This window comes from Muriicola sp. Z0-33 (assembly GCF_026126425.1).
Classification (GTDB): Bacteria; Bacteroidota; Bacteroidia; order Flavobacteriales; family Flavobacteriaceae; genus JAFMPW01.
This window is the reverse complement of the sequence record NZ_JAFMPW010000007.1, coordinates 11,922-36,103: the sequence shown is the minus strand read 5'-3', so window position 1 is coordinate 36,103 and position 24,182 is coordinate 11,922. Positions and strand designations below refer to the sequence as shown.

Here is a 24,182-nt window from a genome sequence, read left to right as displayed (position 1 = left end):
CGTTATCTGATGGGTATAGATTAGTAACATATTACTTTTGAATGCCAAAAATACAAATTCCAATCACCAATTAAATGTTTCATCTCCGGTCTGGTGTTCATAGGAGATATTGTTAAACTTTCTGGCCATACAATAAAGATAGCGTATCTGGGCAGACTTAAAATACTTTCAACTTTGAAAAATTAATCTAGCCTAACACCTGTTATGCCTTAACAAGATTTTTTAATTCTTCCATATCTAATCCGCCATAATTCCCAGAACTCATCAAAAGCAATACTCCGTTTTGATATTCCATATTAAAAACAAATTCTTTAAAAGCTTCTGCCTCAGTAAAAATCTTAAGATCAGGACGATTAAACGCTTCCGAAATCTGAGTAGGGGTTACTTCTTTGAGTTTCTTGATCTTGACAGACTCTGGCAGATAAAAAACAACCGCTTCATCGGCCGGATCCAAAGCTCCTTTGTATTCTTTTAGGAAATGGGGGTTGAAGCTGCTGTAAGTATGCAATTCCAGGCATGCAATTACTTTTCTGTCCGGGTATTGTTCTTTAACGGCCTTTGTTGTTGCCGCCACCTTACTTGGGGAGTGTGCAAAATCTTTATAAATGACTGAAGTATTCGTCTCGGCGATTTTCTCCAACCTTTTTGAAGCTCCACTAAAGCTGGCAATGGCCAAATAAAAATCGTCTTCATCTACCCCCATGTTTTGACATATCCACTTAGCCCCCGCCAAATTACTAAGATTGTGTTGGCCAAAAATTTCTATAGGCATATCGCCTTCCGGAGTTGCTAAAAGCGTTTGCCCATCTTCTACAGTATATTCCGGGGTGGTATAAGGAAATTTTCTAATTGTATTTTGCGATCTTTCCACCACTTGTTTAACTTCAGGATCCTCGGCATTGTAAGTAATGCTTCCCCCCTTAATAATGCTATCCACAAAAATGCTGAATTGTTCAATATAGTTCTCAAAGGTTGGAAAGACATTGATATGATCCCAGGCTATTCCACTGAGCAGTGCAATATTAGGCTTGTACAAGTGAAATTTTGGTCTTCTGTCTATGGGAGAAGACAAGTATTCATCCCCTTCAAGAACAATAAAATCGTTCTCCTCTGTTAGATGTACCATCCTTTCAAAGCCATCTAACTGAGCCCCTACCATATAATCAACACTTCTATTATGATACTTCAGGACATGCAAAATCATTGAGGTAATTGTTGTTTTGCCATGACTTCCTCCAATCACTACACGCGTCTTATTTTTAGACTGTTCGTACAAAAACTCCGGGTAGGAATAAATTTTAAGTCCCAGATCTTTTGCTCTCTCTAGCTCAGGATTATCTGGTTTAGCATGCATTCCGAGAATTACAGCTTCAAGCTTATCATGAATTTTCTTGGGAAACCACCCAAATGCCTCTGGGAGAAGACCTGCCTTTTCCAATCTGCTTTTTGAGGGTTCAAAAATTACGTCATCGCTACCGGTAATACTATATCCCTTATGATGTAGGGCCAGCGCCAGATTATGCATGGCACTTCCTCCAATAGCTATAAAGTGTATTTGCATTTGCTATAAATTATTTGGTAAAGATAGGGATAGAAAAGTGCTTCCCAAACCTTTCATATACCCTCTAATTCTTTTTATCTTCGTAAGACACAGTCATACTATTGAGCAAAAAAATAGCCATACACGAGACGGCCTTTGTTACCTCAGCCTTCCGAGCTGCAGATAAGAATCTGAGCAAGGATATGTATGCCCATTTATGGCCTGGTGATATTACTAAAAAACACGCCGAAGACTACGCCGGAAATGTCTCGAAACATGAACCTTTTGCGCACTGCCTTCGCAACAGGTATTTCTTCGAGACAATACAAGATTTGGTTGCTATCCATGAAATTGAATACCTGATTAATTTTGGATGTGGTTTTAGTATGTATCCCTTTGTCCTATCTAAGAATTTGAAACATATTGAAGTAGACAAATCCGATGTTATTGCATTTAAAAAAGATCGGATATCGAATTGGATGACGCAAGAAATATTACCCTATCGGGAAATTCAGTATATAGCGGCCGATTTTAATAATGAGAATTTCGACGAACTCCGCACTAAAATAACTACTATCCTAAAGGGGTCATCTTCTTTTATTTTAATAGAAGGCGTACTATTTTTCCTTGGAAAGGACGATACTTTGAGATTATTCAACTTGTTCAATAGCATACAGCAGCCAAATGACTACATTGGAAGTGTCTCTTATCGTCCGCAACTAGAGCAAACTATGGTATTTCAAAAATTGATATCCTTTGTTGAAGGCAATCTGGATAAAAATGCGCAATTTAATTATCAGACGATCCCGGATGAATATTATTCCTCATTGGAGAATTACAGCTTGACAGATCACCAGCATACCTTGAATCTTGCTAGAAAATATGCTCCCGATACCACTATTGAACCTAGTGAAGTGCTTAACGAACACATGTATATTCTTAAAAAAAAATAATTATGGATATAAAACTATCCGAAATTGATGCTAAAGAAATAATACCCGGATATCACGGAAAACTTATTCATTCTCAAAATATGACTATTGCTTTCTGGGAAGTAGAAAAGGGAGCGGTTGTGCCCGAGCACGCGCATATGAACGAACAGATTATGCAAGTATTAGAGGGCGAATTTGAATTTACAGTGGCCGGGGTAACCAAAGTTTATAAGGCCAATGAATTGGTAGTGATACCGGGGCAGGTAGCTCATGGTGGCAGGGCCCTTACTTCCTGCAAATTAATGGATGTTTTTAGTCCGGTCAGGGAAGAATACAAGTAGAATATACATTAAAATTGAACCTTATATGCGAATTTCACTTAATGGTAAGAAAGCTTTAATTGGGGGTAGTAGTGGTGGTATTGGAAAAGCCATTGCCGAACAGTTGGCCAATAGCGGGGCAAGTGTTACGCTTTTGGCAAGAAATGAAGAAAAGTTAAGATCTATTGTTAAAGATCTACCCACCGATACATCTCAAAAGCACAGTTATCTGGTAGTTGACTATGCAGATTTTGAGGCCTATAAAAAGATCATTAGCAGCTATTTTGAAAATCATTCCATAGATATCCTGGTAAACAACACCCAGGGGCCGGCATCGGGAGGTGCTCTGGATAAAGGTATTGAAGACTATCAGCAGGCTTTTGACCTACTTTTTAAGTCGGTTGTATTCACCACGGAATTGGCCTTAAATAATATGCTTGCCAATAAGTGGGGGAGAATAATTAATGTGGCGTCTGTTTCTGTTAAAGAACCTCTGTCTTACTTAGTATTATCTAACAGTATACGGGCTGCCGTAGTCACCTGGGCGAAAAGCCTGGCTATTGATGTCGGGGCATCGGGGATAACGGTGAATAACGTCCTTACCGGATACTTTAATACCGATCGTATAACGCAGTTAAATGCTATAAAGGCACAAAAGTTAGGAGTCTCCGAGGAGGAAGTACTCCAGGCTATGGAAGATTCCACAGCGGTAAAACGCATTGGTGATCCAAAGGAATATGGCTATCTCGCCACATTTCTTGCTTCCGATCGTGCCAGTTTTATTACAGGAACTAATATTCCGATAGACGGAGGTTATTTGCGTTCTTTATAGCAGATTGAGCAGAGCAAATAATACTACACATAAAGCAATTGGCAGATTATTTTTGGTTGTCCGTATTACAGGTTTTAAGCTACTCGCTGATTTCTTTGCAACTTTAAGTCAGTAATTACTAAACTAAATTCCAGGAATTCAACGGTTCCGACATAGCGTTAGAATCGTTTTTTTATATACTCATTTTATCCTTGAAAATATAAGATTGCCTGCGAGATACTTCTATATCAATATCGTTGTTAAGGGTAATTTTAACTTCCCGTTAAACCAGGGAACTACCTTTTGTTAAGTACAAAGAGATCAAAAGAGCGTGGCTAATTACTTTTGGAAGGTGGGTATTTGGAAAACACCTTATTGACAATTTCATATAATTTCTCCTCCTTCACTGAAGGTGAGGCCCCTTCTCTAAATGGCGTATCACTAATGGCTTGCCATACCAACATGTCTTTCTGACTATCAATAAGATCAAAAACTATTTCGCGCTCTACATTAGGCCTGTTTAGGGGAATTCCAATAGAAACGCCACCACCTACATTGCCGCTGGTTCCGCCTACACCAACACCTACATTGCTACTTTGAGGGGTACGGAAATCCCTGCTTTGGATATTGATAAGTAAGTCTGGCTCCTCAGAAAAGAGTATTCCTTTTTGTTGCATTACCTCATCTACAGCATTGAGTAATCTTCTGGCATCGAGTTGACTCATCCCGGTTTCCATATCAGGATAGTAGCCATATGTTGTATAATTAGAAAATTGGGTCGTTTTATCGTAATCGTAGACCACCCTCACGGAGCTGCATGAGGTGCAGAACAGAACAAATAGTAGTATAGCCAGGCCTCTCATCTTGGCGTTTTATATAAATTTAATGAAAAAATAGGTGCTAATTGACTGTGCAGTAATTTAATCGTTGAGTGACTGCCACAAGCGGTCTTTAAGTTCTTGTAAACCAAATTGTGCCACGGAAGAAATAAACATATAAGACACATCCTTAAGATCCTTGTCGAGCTCAACTTTCATTTCATCCATTAACTCTTCGTCCAGCATATCGGATTTGGAAATGGCAACTATCCTTTCTTTGTCTAAAAGTTCCGGATTATACCTTCGCAATTCATCGAGTAGAATTTCATACTCTTTACTTATATCAATACTATCTGCCGGAATAAGAAACAAGAGGATAGCATTTCTTTCAATATGCCTTAAAAAGTAATGTCCAAGACCTTTGCCTTCTGCGGCTCCTTCAATTATCCCTGGAATATCGGCCATGACAAAACTCTTAAAATCGCGATGCTGAACAATGCCGAGGTTGGGCTTTAAGGTGGTAAATTCATAGTCTGCTATCTTAGGTTTGGCCGAAGTTAATACCGATAATAAGGTAGACTTCCCGGCGTTTGGAAAACCTACTAATCCAACATCTGCAAGGACTTTTAATTCCAGGATCAGTTGTCTTTCCTGACCAGGAATACCCGGTTGTGCATATCTGGGCGTTTGGTTTGTGGCGCTTTTAAAATGCCAGTTACCGCGGCCGCCCATGCCACCTTCTGCAATTACAATTTCTTCCTGATCTTCTGTTATTTCAAACAGCACCTCATTGTTTTCGGCATCGCGTATGACGGTACCCAAAGGTACATCAACATAAACATCCTGGCCATCTGCCCCGGTGCTGCGGTTTTTGCTTCCATGCTCTCCATGACCAGCTTTAAAATGCCTTTTAAACTTGAAACTGAGTAAAGTCCATAAATTTTTGTTCCCTCTCGCAATAATATGCCCTCCACGGCCACCATCACCTCCATCCGGGCCTCCTTTGGTAATATATTTTTCCCGGTGCAAATGTACGGACCCCTTGCCTCCATTGCCGGAAGAGACATGCACCTTTACGTAGTCTACAAAATTACCTTCGGTCATCTTTTACTATAGTTTTAAGGGATATATCTAACTAATAACTACTACTTAATTGCCTTATTTATGAGGTAAGTTAACCCATCTCCCTGCTCCAAAACCCAGGTATGTCTATATTCCAATGTTATCATAGCTCCTATTTTTTCCAATGCTCTTTGCGAACGGGTATTCCTTTCATTGACATAGAACACTACCTTTTTAAAATACTGAAGCGCATAATTTATCATAAGCTGCTTCACTTCGCCGTTATAGCTCCCTCCCCAATATGTCCTTTTCAGGAATGTCCAACCAATTTCAACAACTCCTTCTTTTTTGTCAATAATTTTAAACCTTGAACTTCCAATAACACTTTTGTTCTTTTTATCCAGGATACATAATGCGCCCAAAGATGCCATTGATTCGTTAAAGAAATGTGTAAATCCCTCCAGAGTATGTCTTTTCTTATCCTGATGCTGTTCCCAAATTGAAACATCTGAAGCGGCCTTGAACAAAGGTTCAAAATCCGTATTATCCAGGGGTCTGATGTATATTAAACGGCCTTTTAAATGGGGTTGCAAATTAATTTTCATATCCCGGCCGCCAATTACTACTAATACCTTTATTTATTTACGGTTTGCAGTTTATCAATCAGCTGCGTAAGTCGTTCTGTAATTTCATGAATCTCTCCTATTCCATCAACTACATGGAGTTTCCCCTGCGACTCATAATACGTTCTCAGAGGGGCCGTTTTTTGATTGTATTCATCAAATCTGTTTCTGATCTTGGTTTCGTCCTGATCATCGGACCTACCACTTACCTTTCCCCTTTCGAGCAAGCGCGCAATTAATACTTCATTGTTCGCTTCTAAAGCAATGGTAGCATCAATCTGCATGTCTTTTGACCCCAGAAAGTTATCCAGAGCTTCCGCCTGGGCGGCGGTTCTGGGAAAACCATCGAAAATAAAACCGCTGGCATCCGGATTGTTGTCCACTTCATCCTGAAGCATCTTTATGGTTACCTCATCCGGAACCAAATCACCTTTGTCCATATAAGACTGTGCCAACTTACCTAGCTTAGTTTCGTTTTTAATGTTATAACGGAAAACATCTCCTGTAGAAATGTGTTTCAGGTTGTACTTTTCCTTTAGGAAAGCTGCCTGGGTTCCTTTACCGGCACCCGGCTTTCCAAATAAGACAATATTTATCATTCGGTTTTGGTTTAGTTGGTATACTGCTCTTAAATTTCTGCCCATTTCCTTGTAATCCAAACCATAGCCCACTATAAATTTATCCGGAATTTCCATCCCAAAATAGTCTATGGTATACTCCCCGTTATAGAGTTCTGATTTGTAAAAAAGGCTGGCAATTTTAAAATCCTTTACATTGGTATTGCTAAACAGATGCACCAGCTTCTGTAGGGTGCGACCTGTATCTATTATATCCTCTAAAATAATAACACTTCTTCCGCTAATGTTTTCCGGCACATCTAATAGTGTTTCCACTATCCCTGTGGAAGTAAGGCCACTATAAGAACTGAGTTTCACAAAAGAAACTTCGCAGGGGTAAGGATAATTCTTCAGAAAGTCTGAGGTAAACATAAATGCACCGTTGAGCACGCCGACAAAAATGGGGACTTTGTCCTTATAATCTTCGGCGATCTCCGCGGCCATCTTCTTAATGGCCCCAAGTATTTCTTCCTCAGAAAGAAACGGTACAAATTGTTTGTCTTTAAGCTTTACCAATGGTTGTATTCTTAAGGAACTGCGAAGATAACATTTTGATTTCTCTTTTTTAGGTGTCTCCTCAGGGTTTCTGAGATTTAGGTGTATTTTTGTACCTCGATAAAGGCCGCTTTTTAATGGCCAAAAACGCGAAAAATGAGCTATTTTTCATCAGATTTTAAGCTTGGTATTCTGGGAGGAGGGCAACTCGGAAAAATGTTACTCTATGATACACGCAAATGGGATATTACCACTTGTGTTCTGGATCCGTCGGATGATGCCCCATGTAAAATAGCTTGCAACGAATTTACGGTAGGGGATTTACTGGATTTTGATACGGTTTACAATTTTGGAAAGGACCTGAATCTGGTAACTATTGAGATTGAAAATGTAAATTTAGCTGCCCTTCAAAAGTTGGAGCAGGAAGGTGTGGAAGTCTACCCTCCAAGCCATACTTTGGAAGTTATTCAGAATAAGGCTTCGCAGAAATTGTTTTATAAAGACCATAACATTCCCAGCGCGCCTTTTGTTCGTTTTGCCTATACAAGCGAAATACCCGACAGCATAGCCAATGGAGGCCTGGACTATCCTTTTGTATGGAAAAGCACCAAATTTGGTTATGACGGGCAGGGTGTAAAAATTGTAAAAAACGCTGATGATCTTTCTGATCTCCCGAATGTCGAGTGTATCACGGAAGAGCTTATCCCTTTTAAAAATGAATTGGCGGTTATTGTTGCCAGGAACAAACAGGGAGATGTGGTTACCTATCCCGTGGTTGAAATGGAATTTCATCCCGAAGCCAACCAGGTAGAGTATGTTATTTGCCCAGCACGCATAGGCCATGAAGTGGCAGAAAAAGCCCGCCAGGTTGCTTTAAAGGTTTCTCAGGGCCTGAAACATGTCGGAATATTAGCCGTGGAGCTTTTTTTAACGAAGGAAGATGAAATATTGGTCAATGAAGTGGCTCCAAGACCTCATAACAGTGGACATTACAGTATCGAAGCCAGCTATACCAGCCAGTTTGAGCAACATATCAGGGCCATACTGGGCTTACCTCTTGGGAAAACCGAGAGCAAATTGGCCGGAATTATGGTAAATTTGGTAGGTGCAGAAGGGCACACCGGGGATGTCCTTTACAAGAACATTGAGGATATTCTTGGTATGGCAGGAGTTACACCTCATATTTATGGCAAGAAACAAACAAGGCCTTTTAGAAAAATGGGTCATGTAACCATTGTTGATGAAGATATTGACAGTGCCCGGGAAATTGCAGAACAGGTGAAAAAAACCATTAAGGTAGTGAGTAAGTAAACACTTGGTGAAATTGAGGTTTTAATAAAGCTGTTGGCACTTAACGAGGTATAATTTATATTATTAAATAAGAATTTTATGAAAAAAGTTGCAGTTGTAATGGGAAGTACCAGCGATTTACCAGTCATGCAAGATGCGGTTGACATCCTAAAAGGGTTCGACATTGAAGTGGATGTGGATATAGTTTCGGCACATAGAACACCTGAAAAATTATTCGATTTTGGTAAAAATGCTCACGAAAACGGCTATGCTGTTATAGTTGCAGGTGCTGGTGGTGCCGCCCACTTACCCGGAATGCTGGCAGCCCTTTCTCCCCTGCCGGTAATAGGGGTGCCAGTTAAAAGCAGTAACTCTATCGATGGCTGGGATTCCGTACTTTCCATATTGCAGATGCCCGGAGGGGTCCCCGTAGCCACAGTAGCACTGAATGGGGCTAAGAATGCCGGGATACTTGCGGCCCAAATTATAGGTAGTGGCGATCAATGTCTTTTAGATAAAATTGTGCTTTATAAAGAAGGTCTTAAACAAAAGGTCGTCGATGGTGCAGCAGAGCTTCGGAAAGGCAAATAACATTATAAGAAACACTTCATCTTCCTGATTACCAGTATTTAATTATTTATAAAATATGAATCCCCTTTTAACTTCTTTCGATACCGCTCCTTTTTCCAAAATTGAAAATTCGCATTTTAAACCGGCATTTTTAAAGGCCATGGAAAATGCGCGCAAAGAGATAGACGGTATTACTGCAAATGAAGCAACCCCCACCTTCAGTAATACCATTGAGGCTCTTGAGTTTGCCGGTCAACAATTAGATAGGATATCGAGTGTTTTTTTTAACCTAAATTCTGCTGAAACCAATGAGGAAATCCAGAAAATAGCTCAAGAAGTTTCGCCCTTACTTTCAGAATTTAGTAACGATATCACTTTAAATGAGGCCTTATTTAAAAAGATAAAGGCGGTATATGAAGAAAAAGATCAGCTAGAACTATCTAAAGAGCAAGATACTTTACTTGTGAAAAAATACAAGAGCTTTAGCAGAAATGGGGCTAATCTTACAAATGAGAAAAAAAAGGAGTTAAGAGAAATAGATAGCGAACTTGCCAAACTGAAATTGAAGTTTGGAGAAAATGTATTGGAGGAGACCAATAAGTTTGAAATGCACCTTACTGATGCTGAGGACTTGGCAGGGCTTCCTGATAGTGCTAAAGAAGCAGCGGCATTACTAGCTAAAACAAAGAACGTAGAGGGTTGGATATTTACCTTAGACTATCCGAGTTATATCCCTTTTATGAAATACGCCAAATCACGAGGTTTGAGAAAGAAATTGGCACTGGCCTTTGGAAGTAAAGGATTTCACAATGATGATTTAGACAATCAACAGCATGTTTTAAGGATTGCCAATTTGCGCTTTCAACGGGCACAACTGTTGGGCTACCAGACCCATGCACATTTTGTTTTGGAGGAGCGTATGGCAGAAACGCCGGATAAAGTACACGAGTTTTTAAATGAATTGTTAGAAAAAGCTAAGCCGGCAGCGATGCGCGAATTGCAGCAATTGCAAGACTTTGCTAAAGAATTAGACGGAATAGAAAGCCTGGAGAAATGGGATTCCGCCTATTATTCTGAAAAATTAAAACAACAATTGTTTAATCTGGACGATGAAAAACTCAAACCCTTCTTTAAACTAGAAAATGTAATCTCCGGGGTATTTAAAGTTGCTGAAAAACTTTTCAATATACGTTTCGAAGAAGTTAGTGATATAGACAAATATCACCAGGATGTTAAGACCTACAGGGTTTCGGATGAAAAGGGAGATCTTGTCTCTTTATTTTATGCCGATTTTCATCCACGAAAGGGCAAACGCGGCGGGGCATGGATGACTTCCTTTAAACCTCAATATTTAAAAGATGGAGAAAATGTGCGCCCACATATTTCCAATGTTTGTAATTTCACCCCTTCCACTCCAAGCAAGCCCTCTTTACTTACTTTTAATGAAGTAACCACATTATTCCATGAATTTGGACATGGCTTACACGGCATGTTAGCCAATACTACCTATCCTAGTTTATCTGGAACATCCGTATTCTGGGATTTTGTTGAACTGCCAAGTCAGGTTATGGAAAACTGGTGTTATGAAAAAGAAACACTTGAGTTATTCGCCACTCATTATGAAACAGGAGAATTAATTCCCATGGAAATGGTAGAGAAAATAAAAGAATCTGCCACTTTTCTTGAAGGCATGGCAACTCTCAGACAGCTGAGTTTTGCATTTCTGGACATGTCATGGCATGGAACAGATCCTACGAAAACCAAAAGTGTCAAAGACCATGAGGTGAACGCTTTTAAGGGCACCCAACTATTTCCGGATACCCCGGAGACCTGCATGAGCACTTCCTTTTCACATATTTTCCAGGGTGGTTATGCATCTGGATATTACAGTTATAAATGGGCAGAGGTCTTAGATGCAGATGCTTTTGCCTACTTTAAAGAAAATGGAATATTCAATACGGAAATTGCAGCCAAATTTAAGGAGCATGTTTTATCTAAAGGTGGAACCGAAAAGCCAATGGTACTTTACAAACGCTTTAGGGGCAGTGAACCAAAAATTGAGGCATTATTAGAACGGGCAGGTCTAATTAAAAAAGCCGGATAAGACTTCTAGACGGTTTAGTTTACAGTCAATAGTTTTATGGTGTATACCAGTGTTGAATCCGGGGATAGGAAATCCGGGTAAACTTCCCTTTTACTCAAATGAGGTGGAACGATTATTTTCCTCACTTCTCCCATCCGCATACCTTTTACACCTTGCTCTACTCCTTCTATGACCATTCCGGCCCCTAATACAAATCTTGGTTGGTTTACCCCTCTGTCTTTAGAACTATACAGCAGCGTACCATCCTCATACCCCATGGTTTCCTCTATGATAACCTCGTTTCCGTTGGCAGCCACTCTGCCCTTACCCGGGCTAATAATTACATATCGCAAGCCAGACTCTAAAGTTACCTCCTTGCTTTTGTTATCCTTACAGGCCAACAACCCTCCTATTAAAAGTAAAGTACCGAGTAGGTGCCTGATGGAACCCTTTAAAATATAATTCATAAGATATTTTGATAATTTAAATTTCGAGTTTAAAAATATTCAAAGGTTTTCAAATCTTCCAAATGAAACTGGTCTCACCTGCAATTAATGCAATTTCGTACACTCTAATCTTTGTTCAACTTTTCGAGAAAAGCGGTATATCCTCCTTTAAGATCTACCACCTTAAACCCTAATGAGTCTAAGACAGAAGCTGCTTTTGCACTTCTTCCACCCATCTTGCAATAAAGGTAAATTGTCTTTTCCTTGTCTATTTTGCTGAACTTATTAATAAACTCAGGGTCGTACCAATTGATATTAACAGCATTTTCCAAATGACCGGCATCGTACTCTTTTGCTGTCCTCACATCCACTAAAACCATACTTTTAGTATCGTTTTGTGAAAATTCTGTGATAGGTTTTGACTTTATTTGCGAATAACTTAAGTTCACAAAAAGTAACATTATTAGAAAAAGGGTAAATTTCATTGGACTTAGTTATATCATAAAAATAAGCATATTCACTAAATTCCACTAAATTTGATACTGACAAAAAAAAGTATGACGACGCACCAATTGCAACCTGATACCTGGGTAGACCTATACGCAGATTATCTTTTTAATTATGCTATGGCGAGGGTGAGTGATGCAGAAATCGCTAAAGATCTGGTGCAGGAAACATTCTTTGCGGGTTTAAAGTCGGCTAAAAATTATAAAGGTACTGCGGCAGAAAGAACCTGGTTAATTGCAATTCTAAAGCGCAAAGTAATTGACTATTATCGCAAAATCAACTCAAAAAAAGGGAAGGCCGAAGTGAGAATTAATTATAATTCTAACAGCGATTCTGATGGCGATTGGTTAGAGGAACAGGTAGCAGACCCATTTAGTTTAAAGGAAAATGATGCCGTTGAGAACAGGGAATTGGGATTGGCAATACAAGAATGTATTTCTAAGCTTCCTAAAAAACAATCGAGAGTATTCACAATGAAAACCATACAAGGCATAAGCACTGAAGATATTTGTAAAGAACTTGGCATTAATCCGTCTAACCTTTGGGTAATGGTGCATAGAGCGCGAACGGCGCTTATGGGATGCCTTAATGAAAATTGGTTTAGAGTATGATCTCTTGCGAGCAAGCAGCAATAATTTGCAATAAAAGTCAATATCACGAAGCTTCATTTTTAGAGAAAATAAAGTTTCGCATACACCTTTTTGTATGTAAGGCATGCGCCGGATTTACTAAAAAGAATACACAACTTACCGCCTTATGTGAAAAGGCACAATTACAGCAGCTATCAGAGGAAGACAAACGCCTGATGAAAAAAGAGCTGGAAAACAAATTCTAGAGATACCTGAAGAAGGTCCATACCACTCCCCACCAAAAAATAGGAATAGCCTCTACCCAAAATGAGGCAAAATACTTCGACTGGTTTCTTTTCGTAATATAGATCACCCATCCAAGCACAAGAAATAGCACTCCACTACTGACGACTTCATGGGTACTAATATCATCCTTTAAATAAGTAAGGCTAAAAAAGATTACTGTGGCGAAAGCACCAAATATCCTGGTATTGGCAACACCAATCCGCTGGGGCAGGGTATTTAAATCCGGGTTATCATAAGCCAAATCACGTATTTCAAAAGGCAGAAGAAGTACAATAACTAATATAAAGCGCTGAACAGTTTCTACTCCGAAGTCCCACGATAGGGGTTGATTAACAGCCAGATTGGGAAGCACTACAGTTGTTCCCGCCCATATTAAACCTACCAATGCTATTTTTAAAAGACCATGGCTGCGTAATTTAATTCCCATTGGTAATATCGGCAATGCATATAATCCTGTGAGCATCAGAAGTATTCCAATAGCTATCCAGGATTGTAGATTTAAGAAGTAAGCATGATAAATAGCAATACCAAGGCATAAAAAACTAAAAAACTGGATGTTTTTATGATACCTGTTTGCGACTAAAATGTACTTTTCTGCCTCAACTCCATATTTAATAAAATTATAGCAGGCTATAGTTCCAAAAAAGACATAATAAGACAAGTGATTATCTGGTGATATATTTAAAAAAACCACTGTTATCTGAATTAGGCAAAAGACTGCTAAAGCAACATGGATGCTGGCATCAAGATAAAAATCGAAGATTTTTTTAAATAATTTCATTAAACAAAAGTAGCCAAAGTGTCAATAACCTCCGATGTAGGGAAAACTTTAATTTACAACGGACGAAAAAACACATTTTAACGGAATAAATTCCTAATTTTGTGCACCTTAAAATTACAATAAGATAGCAGTATGAGGACAGACGTGTTTGCATCTCGCCATATAGGCATTAGAAAGGAAAATCTACCAAAAATGCTCGATACTATAGGCGTTGAAAATCTAGAGCAACTTATCCACCAAACAATTCCTGATGATATCAGGCTAAAAAGCACCCTTGAATTGGATGCTCCGATGAGTGAAGACGTTTTCTTATCGCATATCCACCAGCTTTCAAAGAAGAATAAAGTTTTCAAAAGCTATATTGGTCTCGGTTATCACGAGAGCCATACTCCTTCTGTAATTAAAAGAAATATTCTTGAAAATCCAGGTTGGTACACGGCCTACACCCCATACCAGGCAGAAATTGCTCAGGGCAGGTTAGAAGCACTATTAAATTTTCAAACCATGGTTTGTGATCTTACAGGCATGGAACTGGCCAATGCTTCCCTGCTCGACGAAAGTACAGCGGCAGCAGAAGCAATGACAATGATGTTCGATCTAAGGAGCAGAGATCAAAAGAAAAATGACGTCTTAAAATTCTTTGTGTCTGAGGAGGTATTGCCACAAACCTTATCATTGCTAGAAACAAGATCTGCCCCCCTGGGGATAGCATTGGTAATTGGAAATCACAACGACTTCACTTTTGATGGTAGTTTCTTTGGGGCATTATTACAATACCCCGGCAAGCACGGTGAAGTATATGATTACACCGGGTTTGTCGCCAAAGCGAAGCAACAGCAAATGAAGGTTGCTGTAGCGGCAGATATTCTCAGCCTGGTAATGCTTCAGCCTCCGGGTGAATTTGGAGCAGATGTCGTTGTAGGTACCACCCAGCGCTTTGGAATTCCATTGGGATATGGAGGTCCCCATGCTGCCTATTTTGCCACCAAAGAGGAATATAAAAGGCATATCCCGGGCAGAATAATTGGTGTCACCAGAGATACAGATGGCGGCCAGGCTTTAAGAATGGCATTGCAGACCCGAGAACAGCATATCAAAAGAGCAAAGGCCACCAGTAATATTTGTACCGCTCAGGTGCTATTAGCCGTTATGGCCGGTGCATATGCGGTTTACCACGGCCCGGGCGGGCTTTCTTATATCGCAGAACAGGTACATACTAAAACGAAAATATTAAGTGAGACATTAGAGAAATTGGGTTATGAACAGTCTAACACCCACTTCTTTGATACTATTACGATTACATTAGACAATACTCATAAATTAAGAGAAATAGCTGAAAAAAATGAAATTAACTTCAACTATATCAATGACAATGTAATGTCTATTTCTATAAATGAGGCCACCACCATGACCGATTTAGAAATGATAGTAGCTTGTTTTGAACAATTGTCTGGCAAGAATACACCCTTATTGGATATTGCCGCTGCTACCGATGCAATCCCTGAATCCTTAAAAAGGACTTCGGCATTTATGGAAAATGAGGTGTTTAATTCCTATCATTCTGAGACAGAATTGATGCGTTATCTTAAGAAATTAGAACGCAAGGATCTGGCACTCAACCACTCTATGATCTCATTAGGGTCCTGTACAATGAAGTTAAATGCAGCCACCGAGATGTTACCTTTGAGTATGCCGGAATGGGGAAATATACACCCCTTTGTACCTGTAGAGCAGGCAGAAGGGTATTTAACCGTACTTACGGAATTGGAGAAAGACCTTAATGTTATTACAGGATTTGCTGGCACCTCTTTGCAACCTAATTCTGGTGCCCAGGGAGAATTTGCGGGATTAATGACCATTAGAGCATATCATGCTTCGCGGGGTGAGACGCAAAGAAATGTATGTATAATTCCTGCCTCTGCCCATGGTACAAATCCTGCTTCTGCCGTAATGGCCGGAATGAAAGTAGTGGTTTCCAAGACCGATGAAAAGGGTAATATTGACCTCAAAGATTTAGAAGAAAAGGTGCAATTGCATTCGGAGAATCTCGCGGCATTAATGGTAACTTATCCTTCCACCCATGGCGTTTTTGAATCATCAATAAGACAAATTACAAGCTTAATTCACGAGCATGGCGGACAGGTATATATGGACGGAGCCAATATGAATGCACAGGTAGGATTGACAAATCCGGCAACTATCGGAGCAGATGTATGCCACCTAAACCTTCATAAAACCTTTGCGATTCCACATGGTGGAGGCGGACCTGGAGTTGGACCCATTTGTGTAGCAGATCAGCTGGTGCCCTTCTTACCAGGTAATCCGATAATAAAAACCGGCGGCGAAAAAGCAATTTCGGCCATTTCATCTGCCCCCTGGGGAAGTTCATTGGTATGTTTAATTTCATATGCCTATATAAAAATGTTAGGTGAGGCAGGATTAACCAGCTCTACTGAAATTGCCATACTTAATGCTAACTATATTAAACATAGACTAAGCGGTAAATTTGATGTTCTCTATTCTGGTGAAAATGGCAGAGCTGCACATGAAATGATCATTGATTGCAGACCATTTAAACAAAAAGATATTGAGGTAACAGACATTGCCAAACGTCTTATGGATTATGGATTTCATGCTCCCACTGTTTCTTTTCCCGTGGCCGGAACCATAATGATAGAACCAACAGAGAGTGAGAGTTTAGCTGAATTGGATAGGTTTTGTGATGCCATGATCGCTATAAGGGAAGAAATTGATAGTATTTCTGAAGATACAGCCAACAACTTGCTTAAAAATGCACCTCATACCCTGGCTATGGCCACATCTTCCTCATGGGATTTTCCATACAGCAGAGAGCAAGCTGTCTTTCCACTGCCTTATGTTGCTGACAATAAGTTCTGGCCAAGCGTAAGAAGAGTGGATGATGCATATGGTGATCGCAACTTAATATGCACCTGTACACCCATTGAAGCATATGCAGAAGTTGAATAGCTTTTAAAGTTAGTTTACAATAAGAATATCTATTCTATAACGCTGTGCTTTAATGTTTTACGACACCGAAAGCTTTGATGGGCATCGTAATTTAAATTATGCGCGCATAGTAACATCTTTGATATTTATTAACTTGTTGACCACTAACGGAAAAGAATTACGATGAAAATAGGTATTACCGGTACAGGATGTTATATACCTTCTGTGATTACCACGAATAAGGATTTTGAGGAAAGTAAGTTCCTCGATAACGAGGGGGCTTCTTTTCGTCATCCCAATACCGTTATCATTGAAAAATTTAAAGCGATAACAGGTATCGCGGAAAGAAGGTATGCAAAGAAAGAATTGAACACCTCAGATTTAGGATTTCTTGCTGCCGATTCGGCCATAAAGGATGCCGGCATAGACCCCGAAACTTTAGATTATATAATATTTGCCCATAATTTTGGTGACATCCCCTATGGTACCTGTCAGGCAGACACTGTGCCTAGTTTAGCAACGCGGGTGAAACATCTCTTAAAAATAAAAAATACTAAATGCGTTGCTTATGATATGCTGTTTGGCTGTCCGGGCTGGATAGAAGGTGTAATACAAGCACAGGCTTTTATAAAAAGTGGGTTAGCCAAAAAATGCCTGGTGATTGGTGGCGAGACGCTTTCAAGGGTTGTAGATCCCCACGATAGAGATTCTATGATCTATTCTGATGGCGCCGGTGCCGCTATAATTGAAGCAACGGATACCGATGGTGAAATTTTGGCCCATGGCTCGGAAACCCATGCTAATGGGGAGGCCTATTTTCTGTTTTTTGGGGACTCATATGACAAAAACACAGACGAAGACAAACGTTTCATAAAGATGTACGGCAGGAAGATTTATGAATTTGCCATTACTCATGTACCAAAGGCTATGAAGGCCTGTCTGGATGAAAGTGGAATACCGATTGCTGATGTAAAGAAGATATTTATTCATCAGGCCAATGAAAAAATGGACGAGGCCATAGTTAAACGATTTTATAATCTATATGACCTTGAAATGCCGGATAAAATTATGCCAATGAATATTCAAAAAATGGGTAATAGCTCCGTTGCTACCATTCCGACTTTATATCATATGGTAAAAAATGGAAAAATAGAGAATCAGAGCATCGAAAAAGGAGATGTTGTTATCTTTGCAAGTGTGGGCGCCGGAATGAATATCAATGCCTTCGTTTACAGATGTTAACACTATGTACGAAAATACCTTTCCCAACAAGCGATTTAAGCATACTTTAAATTTTCTCCAAAAACACATCGCTACCGAAGAGGCAATTTTAGACCTCGGGGTAGCTAATCCATTTTCTAAAATCATGACCACTGCGGGTTATAAGGTGACTAACACCACCGGGGAAGATCTGGACTTGAATATTGAAAATGTAGTAAATAGCAATGCCGAAGTTGTAACAGCCTTTGAGATCTTTGAGCATATGTTATCTCCTTTCCCGCTATTGAAGTCCGTAAATGCAAATAAATTAGTAGCAAGTATTCCTATGCGCTTATGGTTCGCAAAGGCCTACAGAAGTAAAACAGACCCATGGGACAGGCACTATCATGAATTTGAAGATTGGCAATTTGATTGGTTGTTAGAAAAAGCCGGATGGGAAATAAAGGACCGTCAGAAATGGACCAATCCCGTCCGTAAATTTGGTATCAGACCCTTGTTGCGCAGTATAACACCCAGATATTATATTGTCTACGCCGAGAGGAAAAAATAGCATGAAATAATGGAGAAGCTGTTATCATGTTGGGAAATACTTTATAAGCTGATGTTTTAAATTAGGCAAATCTATCAATGAATTATTACATCATCATCCCTGCACACAACGAAGAAGCATTCATTGCAGATACCCTGAATTCTGTTATAGCGCAATCCCTTTTGCCCAAAAAGGTTGTTGTAGTAAATGATAATTCTACCGATAATACACAAGAAATAATAAATCAGTTCAGCAATCGGCACTCTTTTATCACATCGGTGAAAATAGATACGAACCCAGATCATATTCCCGGAAGCAAAGTTATATATGCCTTCCAGCAAGGGTTAAAAGAAATTGATGATGCCTATGACTTTATTGTAAAACTAGATGCAGATGTCATCCTCCCAGAGCAATATTTTGAAAAGATCGCCTTTATTTTTTCCGGTCATCCTGAGGTGGGGATTGCTGGTGGTTTTATATATGAACAGGACAACAATGGCAACTGGAAACTAAATCACCCGATGAACAAAAAACACGTAAGGGGAGCCATCAAATCTTTCTCAAAAACTTGTTTTAAGGCAATTGGGGGATTAAAAGTTGCAATGGGATGGGACACGGTAGATGAATTATTGGCCCAGTATCATGGCTTTGAAATTTATACAGACCCGGAATTAATAGTAAAACATCTCCGCCCGGTTGGAAAAAATTATGATGAAAAAGCAAGCCTGCTCCAGGGTGAAGCCATGTATTCCATGCGCTATGGATTTTGGATAAGCATTATAGCCTCCCTGAAAATGGCCTGGAAGCAGAGAAGTATAAAGGTGTTCCAGAACAACTTTTTTGGTTACAGTAAAGCCAGCATGGACAACAAACCCTTTTTGGTAAACGAACAGCAAGGAAAATTTATCCGCAAACTTCGATGGAAAAACATTAAGTCGAAGCTATTCTAGTACCATTTCAATGGGCGTTCCACTTGCGCCACTTGGAAAAGCCATCCCCAATAAGGCCGAGATAGTGGGTGCTATATCCGGTATTTCTGTTCTTGCAACCGAACTGCCCTTTCTTATGCCTTTCCCATAAAATAAAAGTGGTACATGAGTATCATATATCTGTGGCGACCCATGTGTTGAACCGGTCTTTGGGTATTCTATAAACCCGGGGTTAAGCACCATAAGTATATCGCCCGAGCGATTTGGATTATATCCATTCTGCAGTATATAAGGGATCCCATGAGTATATTCATTCTGTTGCATCTGATAAGCAGTATATACCTTATCGTAAATATCATAGCTCAATAATTCCTCTGCAAGGGATTCCTGAACTTCCTTTATTCCGAGTTCCAGGTTTTGAATAGCCTTATGATCTAAAAATATCTGGTTGTTAGAAGTATTCTTTACCAGTTCTGCTGATCCGTACTTGAATTTCAAAAACTCTCTGAATTTGGGAAAATACAGGGAGCGGACAAAATAACCGGCAGGGATTTTTTGATCTTCCAAATAGGCGGGCACATTAATGGCCCCATGATCTGAGGTAAGGAAAAGTGTGTATTCCCCTTCGCCAACCTCTTTGTCTAACTCTTTTAATAGTTTTTCCAGCTCCAGATCCAGCCGAAGATAGGCATCCTGAATTTCCTTGGAATTAACCCCGTATTTGTGGCCAATATAGTCGGTACTGGAATAACTGATGGCCAGAAAATCTGTAACCTCATCTTTCCCCATTTCTTCGGCTTTCAAAGCCTCCAAAGCAAAATTTGTTGTTATACTGTTACCGTAAGGGGTGGATTTAATAATTTCAAAATCGGCCTTTTTATGGAGCAGATTTGGCGTACTATGAGGGAAAGTCGGGGTAATTTCGGTCTCAAACAGACCTTCATACTCATTATCGTCTGGTCCGCTTTCCACGTAGGTCCTAATATTTTTTAAGGTGGTCCAGGGTTTTTTATAATTTTCAACATCTCTAGATTCGTTATACTTCTTTACCCACCTGGGGAGTTCTGACATATAGTAAGAACTTGTAATCCAATTGCCTTCATGACTTCCACTGAACCAATAAGCGGCATTGGCCGTATGGCCTCCGGGTAGCACTGCTCCCCTGTCTTTAATGGCCACGGCAATTACTTTACCCCGCATTTGAGTATGTAGACGGAGCTGATCTGTCATTGTGGTGACCATCATTCTATGCGGAGACATTTTCCCGGCATTAGAAAGCGTCCCTACTGAAGTTTGAGTGTCATCCCCGGCACAGTAGGCACTGGCATTGTTCTCCTTATCGTACCATCCGTTACCAATTATTCCGTGTGTAGAAGGCGTTGCACCAGTATACACAGAAGCATGCCCCGGGCCAGTGCTGGTAGGCGCATAATTAAAATGATTGTTTTTACAATTAAATCCTTCATTTACTAATCTTTTAAAACCACCTTCCCCATAGTGGTTCCAGAATCTGGTAAGATAGTCATACCTCATCTGATCTACCACGATCCCTACCACCAGTTTTGGGGTAACAAAAGGTTTTGGCTCGGCGTTGTTTGAATTAGTTCTATTCTGGGCATTACTTAGGTTGATACCCAATGCCAGGGTACATCCAATAAGGAAGAGGAAATTTATTTTTCTTTTCATGATAGTATACGGTTGTACTCAAAAATAATTAAATAAACTCTTAAATAAATAATTCCAGATCAAATGATGCTTAATATTGTTATTTTTACAATTAGAAGACGATAAATACTACATGAACTACATAGCATCTATTGGCAGTTATGCGATTATGGTTCGCGAGGTTTTTAAGAAACCAACTAAGTGGCCAGTAATGAAATCGCTGATTTTAAAAGAAATAGATGAGTTGATCTACGGATCCATGGGGATAATCATCTTTATTTCCTTTTTTATCGGGGGAGTTGTTGCCATACAGACGGCACTTAACCTCACCAACCCATTAATTCCCAAAAACCTTATTGGCTTTGCCACGCGCCAATCTGTAATATTAGAATTTGCACCCACCTTCACCTCCATAATCATGGCAGGTAAGGTAGGTTCATATATTACTTCGAGCATTGGCACAATGAGGGTTACCGAGCAAATTGATGCCCTTGAAATTATGGGTGTAAATTCTTTGAATTATCTGGTATTTCCAAAGATTATTGCAATGCTTCTATATCCTTTTGTTGTGGCTATTGCCATGTATATTGGTATTTTCGGTGGGTGGACAGCAGCCATTTTTGGTGGACATACCTCCAGTGCTGAATTTGTGGAAGGGCTGCAACTGGATTTTATTTCCTTTCATGTAACCTACTCCTTGATAAAGTCGCTCGTTTTTGCAATGGTTATTGCAACTGTACCCTCCTATCATGGATATTATATGGAGGGCGGGGCATTAGAGGTAGGTAAAGCAAGTACAACTTCATTTGTATGGACCAGTGTGGTCATAATTATTTTGAACGGGATACTCACACAACTTTTATTGGGCTGATGATTGTAGTAGAAAATTTACATAAATCGTTCGGAGACGCTCATGTTCTCAAAGGTATCACCACAACCTTTGACAAGGGCAAAACCAACCTGATTATTGGTCAGAGCGGTTCGGGAAAGACAGTTTTCATTAAATGCCTTTTAGGCTTGTTGACTCCGGAGGAAGGAACTATAGCTTATGAAGGCAAGATATATTCAGAACTTACCGGGGATGAAAAAAGAGACTTAAGACAGGAAATGGGGATGGTATTCCAGGGTAGCGCGTTGTTTGATTCGATGACGGTAGAGGGTAATGTTATGTTCCCTTTAGATATGTTTACCAGACAATCAAAATCTGAAATGCAAGATCGGGTAGATTTTGTTCTAAAGCGGGTTAATTTGGTGGATGCAAATCACAAATATCCTGCGGAGATTTCAGGAGGAATGCAAAAAAGAGTTGCTATTGCCAGGGCAATAGTGATGAATCCAAAATTTCTCTTCTGTGATGAACCCAATTCCGGCCTGGATCCTAAAACTGCTATTCTCATAGACAATCTGATTCAGGAAATTACACAGGAATATGGCATAACCACGGTCATTAACACCCACGACATGAATTCTGTGATGGAGATTGGTGAAAAGATTATTTTTCTTAAAGATGGTGTTAAAGAATGGGAAGGCACCAACAAAGAGATTTTTAAAACAGACAATGCCGCCGTTACCAATTTTGTATACTCTTCTGAACTTTTTAAGAAGGTAAGACAGATGTATATTGAAGAACGAAATTAATTTTCACTTGTCTTAATCTGTACCTTATTATTTTTTAACCTGAGTTTAAGCCACTCGTTTAGCTTTCTGGAGTCGTTTTCAATCTTACTTTTTGTGATATTGTCGTTCCAGACCACTTCAAAAACAGGGATGGTATCTAACTTATTAAAATCTGTGATTATCGTATAAGAGAAGCCCATACTAACCAAATCTTCATAATTTGTTTTGGCCTCCTTACTTATCTCACCAAAAGGAATCTGCTGCGATGCAAGTTTACTTAACCTCGCTAATTCAACTTCCAAAATTTGAATTCTTTTATCTTTATTGACTAGTTCTGCTTTCTTGGTCTCGTACAATTCACTTACGTATTTTAATTCCTGTTGGGAACTGTTTTTTGATCCCTGAACAATTCGAAGTTCACAATCCTGTAATCTTTTAAAGTTATCCATTTTGGTGTTCCAGGTAGCAATTATATTGTCTGGAATAGTTTCGTTCCCCATAAAGACAAGTTCTATTACAGGGTTCTCACCATCGTTGTACTCAACATCTGTAAAATCTTCGAGATACCTTCCTTCTCCTGCAAACTGGTAACTGGCAATATTTTCCTCGATAAACTGGGAGGCATCATTTCGGAAACGACTTTCCTGCCAAACCTTGAAGAAAGTATACCCTGCAGGAATCATAACAGCAATGGCAACCAAAGATGCAACTCTCCCTATAAATCTCCTTTTATGAGAATTGGCATATTTCACCATTGGAAATCGCAATAATTTCAAAACCAGAAATGTGGCAAATGCTATAAATATGGTGTTAATGGTGAACAAATACATAGCTCCATAGGCGTATTCCCAATTTTTTACGGCCAGTCCAAAGCCTACTGTACATAAAGGAGGCATTAAGGCCGTAGCAATAGCCACCCCAAAAATTACTGTTGCAATTGTTCCTTTTTTAGCCCGTGCTATAACAAGGGCCAAGCCACCAAAAAAAGCAATGAGTACGTCCCGGATATCCGGGGCAGTACGCGCCAGTAATTCTGAAGATTCATCGCGCAAAGGGAATAATGCAAAAAACAAATAGGCCGTAAGTACACTTAGTACCACCATGACAGCAAAATTTTTCAAAGAGCGCCGTAATGTATCAATATCATTGATGGCCAAAGACATACCAATTCCCAAAATGGGCCCCATCAAAGGTGAGATTAACATAGCTCCTATCACCACAGCGGTAGAATTAGCGTTAAGGCCTACCGAAGCAATAAAAATTGAACATATTAATATCCAGGAAGTATGTCCTTTAAAAGGAATATCGTTAATAATCGCTTCCTTGGTCGACTCGCGATCCGTATTCTTGCGAATATCCAGCAGATCGGATAGAAACCTTCTGGTACTTCCAAGCAAGCCCTGAAAGTCTTTTCTAATTTCTTCTTTATTCTGTTCTTCTGCACTTTCGGGACTTAGTCCGCCCCCATTTTGATCCTGGTTCAT

The 24,182-nt window shown here is 39.6% G+C and carries 24 protein-coding genes; 14 read left to right on the top strand and 10 right to left on the bottom strand.

The window, feature by feature from the left end; translation table 11 throughout:
* Positions 1-202: 202 nt before the first annotated feature.
* Complete coding sequence (locus J1G40_RS10990) at positions 203-1,561, bottom strand: UDP-N-acetylmuramate--L-alanine ligase (RefSeq protein ID WP_265242690.1); 1,359 nt, start codon at positions 1,559-1,561, stop codon at positions 203-205.
* A gap of 101 nt (positions 1,562-1,662) precedes the next feature.
* Between J1G40_RS10990 and J1G40_RS10985 the strand changes: the two genes are divergently transcribed.
* Genes J1G40_RS10985 through J1G40_RS10975 form a run of 3 tightly spaced genes read left to right on the top strand, consistent with a single transcriptional unit; the run spans position 1,663 to position 3,624 of the window.
* Positions 1,663-2,493, top strand: coding sequence for a class I SAM-dependent methyltransferase (locus J1G40_RS10985; RefSeq protein WP_265242689.1), 831 nt, complete (start codon positions 1,663-1,665; stop codon positions 2,491-2,493).
* Between the two features lie 2 nt (positions 2,494-2,495).
* Positions 2,496-2,813, top strand: coding sequence for a cupin domain-containing protein (locus tag J1G40_RS10980; protein WP_265242688.1), 318 nt, complete (start codon positions 2,496-2,498; stop codon positions 2,811-2,813).
* 25 nt (positions 2,814-2,838) lie between these two features.
* The gene (locus tag J1G40_RS10975) at positions 2,839-3,624 is read left to right on the top strand and encodes an SDR family oxidoreductase (protein ID WP_265242687.1); all 786 of its coding nucleotides are present in this window, start codon (positions 2,839-2,841) and stop codon (positions 3,622-3,624) included.
* A 314-nt stretch (positions 3,625-3,938) separates the two neighbouring features.
* On the opposite strand, the gene J1G40_RS10970 is transcribed toward J1G40_RS10975, so the two are convergent.
* The 4 genes from J1G40_RS10970 to J1G40_RS10955 are packed head-to-tail and all read right to left on the bottom strand — an operon-like array spanning position 3,939 to position 7,239.
* Positions 3,939-4,466 (bottom strand): DUF4136 domain-containing protein, encoded by a 528-nt coding sequence (locus tag J1G40_RS10970; protein ID WP_265242686.1) that lies wholly within the window; start codon positions 4,464-4,466, stop codon positions 3,939-3,941.
* 57 nt (positions 4,467-4,523) lie between these two features.
* Entirely contained in the window at positions 4,524-5,525 is a 1,002-nt protein-coding gene (gene obgE, locus J1G40_RS10965) for a GTPase ObgE (protein WP_265242685.1), read from the bottom strand.
* A 41-nt stretch (positions 5,526-5,566) separates the two neighbouring features.
* Entirely contained in the window at positions 5,567-6,088 is a 522-nt protein-coding gene (locus tag J1G40_RS10960; RefSeq protein WP_265242684.1) for a GNAT family N-acetyltransferase, read from the bottom strand.
* A 29-nt stretch (positions 6,089-6,117) separates the two neighbouring features.
* Positions 6,118-7,239 carry an adenylate kinase gene (locus J1G40_RS10955; RefSeq protein WP_265242683.1) on the bottom strand — a complete coding sequence of 374 codons (1,122 nt, stop codon included), beginning with the start codon at positions 7,237-7,239 and terminating at the stop codon, positions 6,118-6,120.
* A 135-nt stretch (positions 7,240-7,374) separates the two neighbouring features.
* Between J1G40_RS10955 and J1G40_RS10950 the strand changes: the two genes are divergently transcribed.
* The 3 genes from J1G40_RS10950 (at position 7,375) to J1G40_RS10940 (ending at position 11,182) form a co-directional block, all read left to right on the top strand.
* Positions 7,375-8,529: a 5-(carboxyamino)imidazole ribonucleotide synthase gene (locus tag J1G40_RS10950; RefSeq protein WP_265242682.1), complete on the top strand. Its 1,155-nt coding sequence runs from the start codon at positions 7,375-7,377 to the stop codon at positions 8,527-8,529.
* A 78-nt stretch (positions 8,530-8,607) separates the two neighbouring features.
* Complete coding sequence (gene purE, locus J1G40_RS10945) at positions 8,608-9,099, top strand: 5-(carboxyamino)imidazole ribonucleotide mutase (protein WP_265242681.1); 492 nt, start codon at positions 8,608-8,610, stop codon at positions 9,097-9,099.
* 55 nt (positions 9,100-9,154) lie between these two features.
* Positions 9,155-11,182 (top strand): M3 family metallopeptidase, encoded by a 2,028-nt coding sequence (locus J1G40_RS10940; RefSeq protein ID WP_265242680.1) that lies wholly within the window; start codon positions 9,155-9,157, stop codon positions 11,180-11,182.
* Between the two features lie 14 nt (positions 11,183-11,196).
* Here J1G40_RS10940 and J1G40_RS10935 read toward each other — a convergent pair whose 3' ends face one another.
* Complete coding sequence (locus J1G40_RS10935; RefSeq protein ID WP_265242679.1) at positions 11,197-11,628, bottom strand: FKBP-type peptidyl-prolyl cis-trans isomerase; 432 nt, start codon at positions 11,626-11,628, stop codon at positions 11,197-11,199.
* Positions 11,629-11,732: 104 nt separating this feature from the next.
* The gene (locus J1G40_RS10930) at positions 11,733-12,092 is read right to left on the bottom strand and encodes a rhodanese-like domain-containing protein (RefSeq protein WP_265242678.1); all 360 of its coding nucleotides are present in this window, start codon (positions 12,090-12,092) and stop codon (positions 11,733-11,735) included.
* 72 nt (positions 12,093-12,164) lie between these two features.
* Here J1G40_RS10930 and J1G40_RS10925 point away from each other — a divergent pair, with 72 nt between their 5' ends.
* On the top strand, positions 12,165-12,725 hold the full coding sequence (locus J1G40_RS10925; RefSeq protein WP_265242677.1) for a sigma-70 family RNA polymerase sigma factor: 561 nt from the start codon (positions 12,165-12,167) through the stop codon (positions 12,723-12,725).
* Positions 12,722-12,949, top strand: a complete 228-nt coding sequence (locus J1G40_RS10920) for a hypothetical protein (RefSeq protein ID WP_265242676.1) — start codon at positions 12,722-12,724, stop codon at positions 12,947-12,949. The genes J1G40_RS10925 and J1G40_RS10920 overlap by 4 nt, the downstream gene beginning before the upstream one ends.
* On the opposite strand, the gene J1G40_RS10915 is transcribed toward J1G40_RS10920, so the two are convergent.
* Positions 12,946-13,770 (bottom strand): hypothetical protein, encoded by an 825-nt coding sequence (locus tag J1G40_RS10915; protein ID WP_265242675.1) that lies wholly within the window; start codon positions 13,768-13,770, stop codon positions 12,946-12,948. The two genes, J1G40_RS10920 and J1G40_RS10915, sit on opposite strands and share 4 nt — an antisense overlap.
* A 132-nt stretch (positions 13,771-13,902) precedes the next feature.
* Here J1G40_RS10915 and gcvP point away from each other — a divergent pair, with 132 nt between their 5' ends.
* The 4 genes from gcvP (at position 13,903) to J1G40_RS10895 (ending at position 19,437) form a co-directional block, all read left to right on the top strand.
* Entirely contained in the window at positions 13,903-16,758 is a 2,856-nt protein-coding gene (gene gcvP, locus J1G40_RS10910; RefSeq protein ID WP_265242674.1) for an aminomethyl-transferring glycine dehydrogenase, read from the top strand.
* 162 nt (positions 16,759-16,920) lie between these two features.
* Complete coding sequence (locus J1G40_RS10905) at positions 16,921-17,979, top strand: 3-oxoacyl-ACP synthase III family protein (protein ID WP_265242673.1); 1,059 nt, start codon at positions 16,921-16,923, stop codon at positions 17,977-17,979.
* A gap of 4 nt (positions 17,980-17,983) precedes the next feature.
* Positions 17,984-18,508, top strand: coding sequence for a methyltransferase (locus J1G40_RS10900; RefSeq protein ID WP_265242672.1), 525 nt, complete (start codon positions 17,984-17,986; stop codon positions 18,506-18,508).
* A gap of 77 nt (positions 18,509-18,585) precedes the next feature.
* Complete coding sequence (locus tag J1G40_RS10895; protein ID WP_265242671.1) at positions 18,586-19,437, top strand: glycosyltransferase; 852 nt, start codon at positions 18,586-18,588, stop codon at positions 19,435-19,437.
* On the opposite strand, the gene pafA is transcribed toward J1G40_RS10895, so the two are convergent.
* Positions 19,429-21,102: an alkaline phosphatase PafA gene (gene pafA / locus J1G40_RS10890; RefSeq protein WP_265242670.1), complete on the bottom strand. Its 1,674-nt coding sequence runs from the start codon at positions 21,100-21,102 to the stop codon at positions 19,429-19,431. The genes J1G40_RS10895 and pafA overlap by 9 nt on opposite strands.
* A gap of 112 nt (positions 21,103-21,214) precedes the next feature.
* On the opposite strand from pafA, the gene J1G40_RS10885 reads away from it, so the two are divergent.
* Both J1G40_RS10885 and J1G40_RS10880 read left to right on the top strand, forming a co-directional pair.
* Positions 21,215-21,952, top strand: a complete 738-nt coding sequence (locus J1G40_RS10885; protein WP_265242669.1) for an MlaE family ABC transporter permease — start codon at positions 21,215-21,217, stop codon at positions 21,950-21,952.
* Positions 21,952-22,719, top strand: a complete 768-nt coding sequence (locus J1G40_RS10880; RefSeq protein ID WP_265242668.1) for an ABC transporter ATP-binding protein — start codon at positions 21,952-21,954, stop codon at positions 22,717-22,719. Before J1G40_RS10885 ends, J1G40_RS10880 begins: the two co-directional genes overlap by 1 nt.
* Here J1G40_RS10880 and J1G40_RS10875 read toward each other — a convergent pair.
* The gene (locus tag J1G40_RS10875) at positions 22,716-24,182 is read right to left on the bottom strand and encodes a DUF389 domain-containing protein (RefSeq protein WP_265242667.1); all 1,467 of its coding nucleotides are present in this window, start codon (positions 24,180-24,182) and stop codon (positions 22,716-22,718) included. The genes J1G40_RS10880 and J1G40_RS10875 overlap by 4 nt on opposite strands.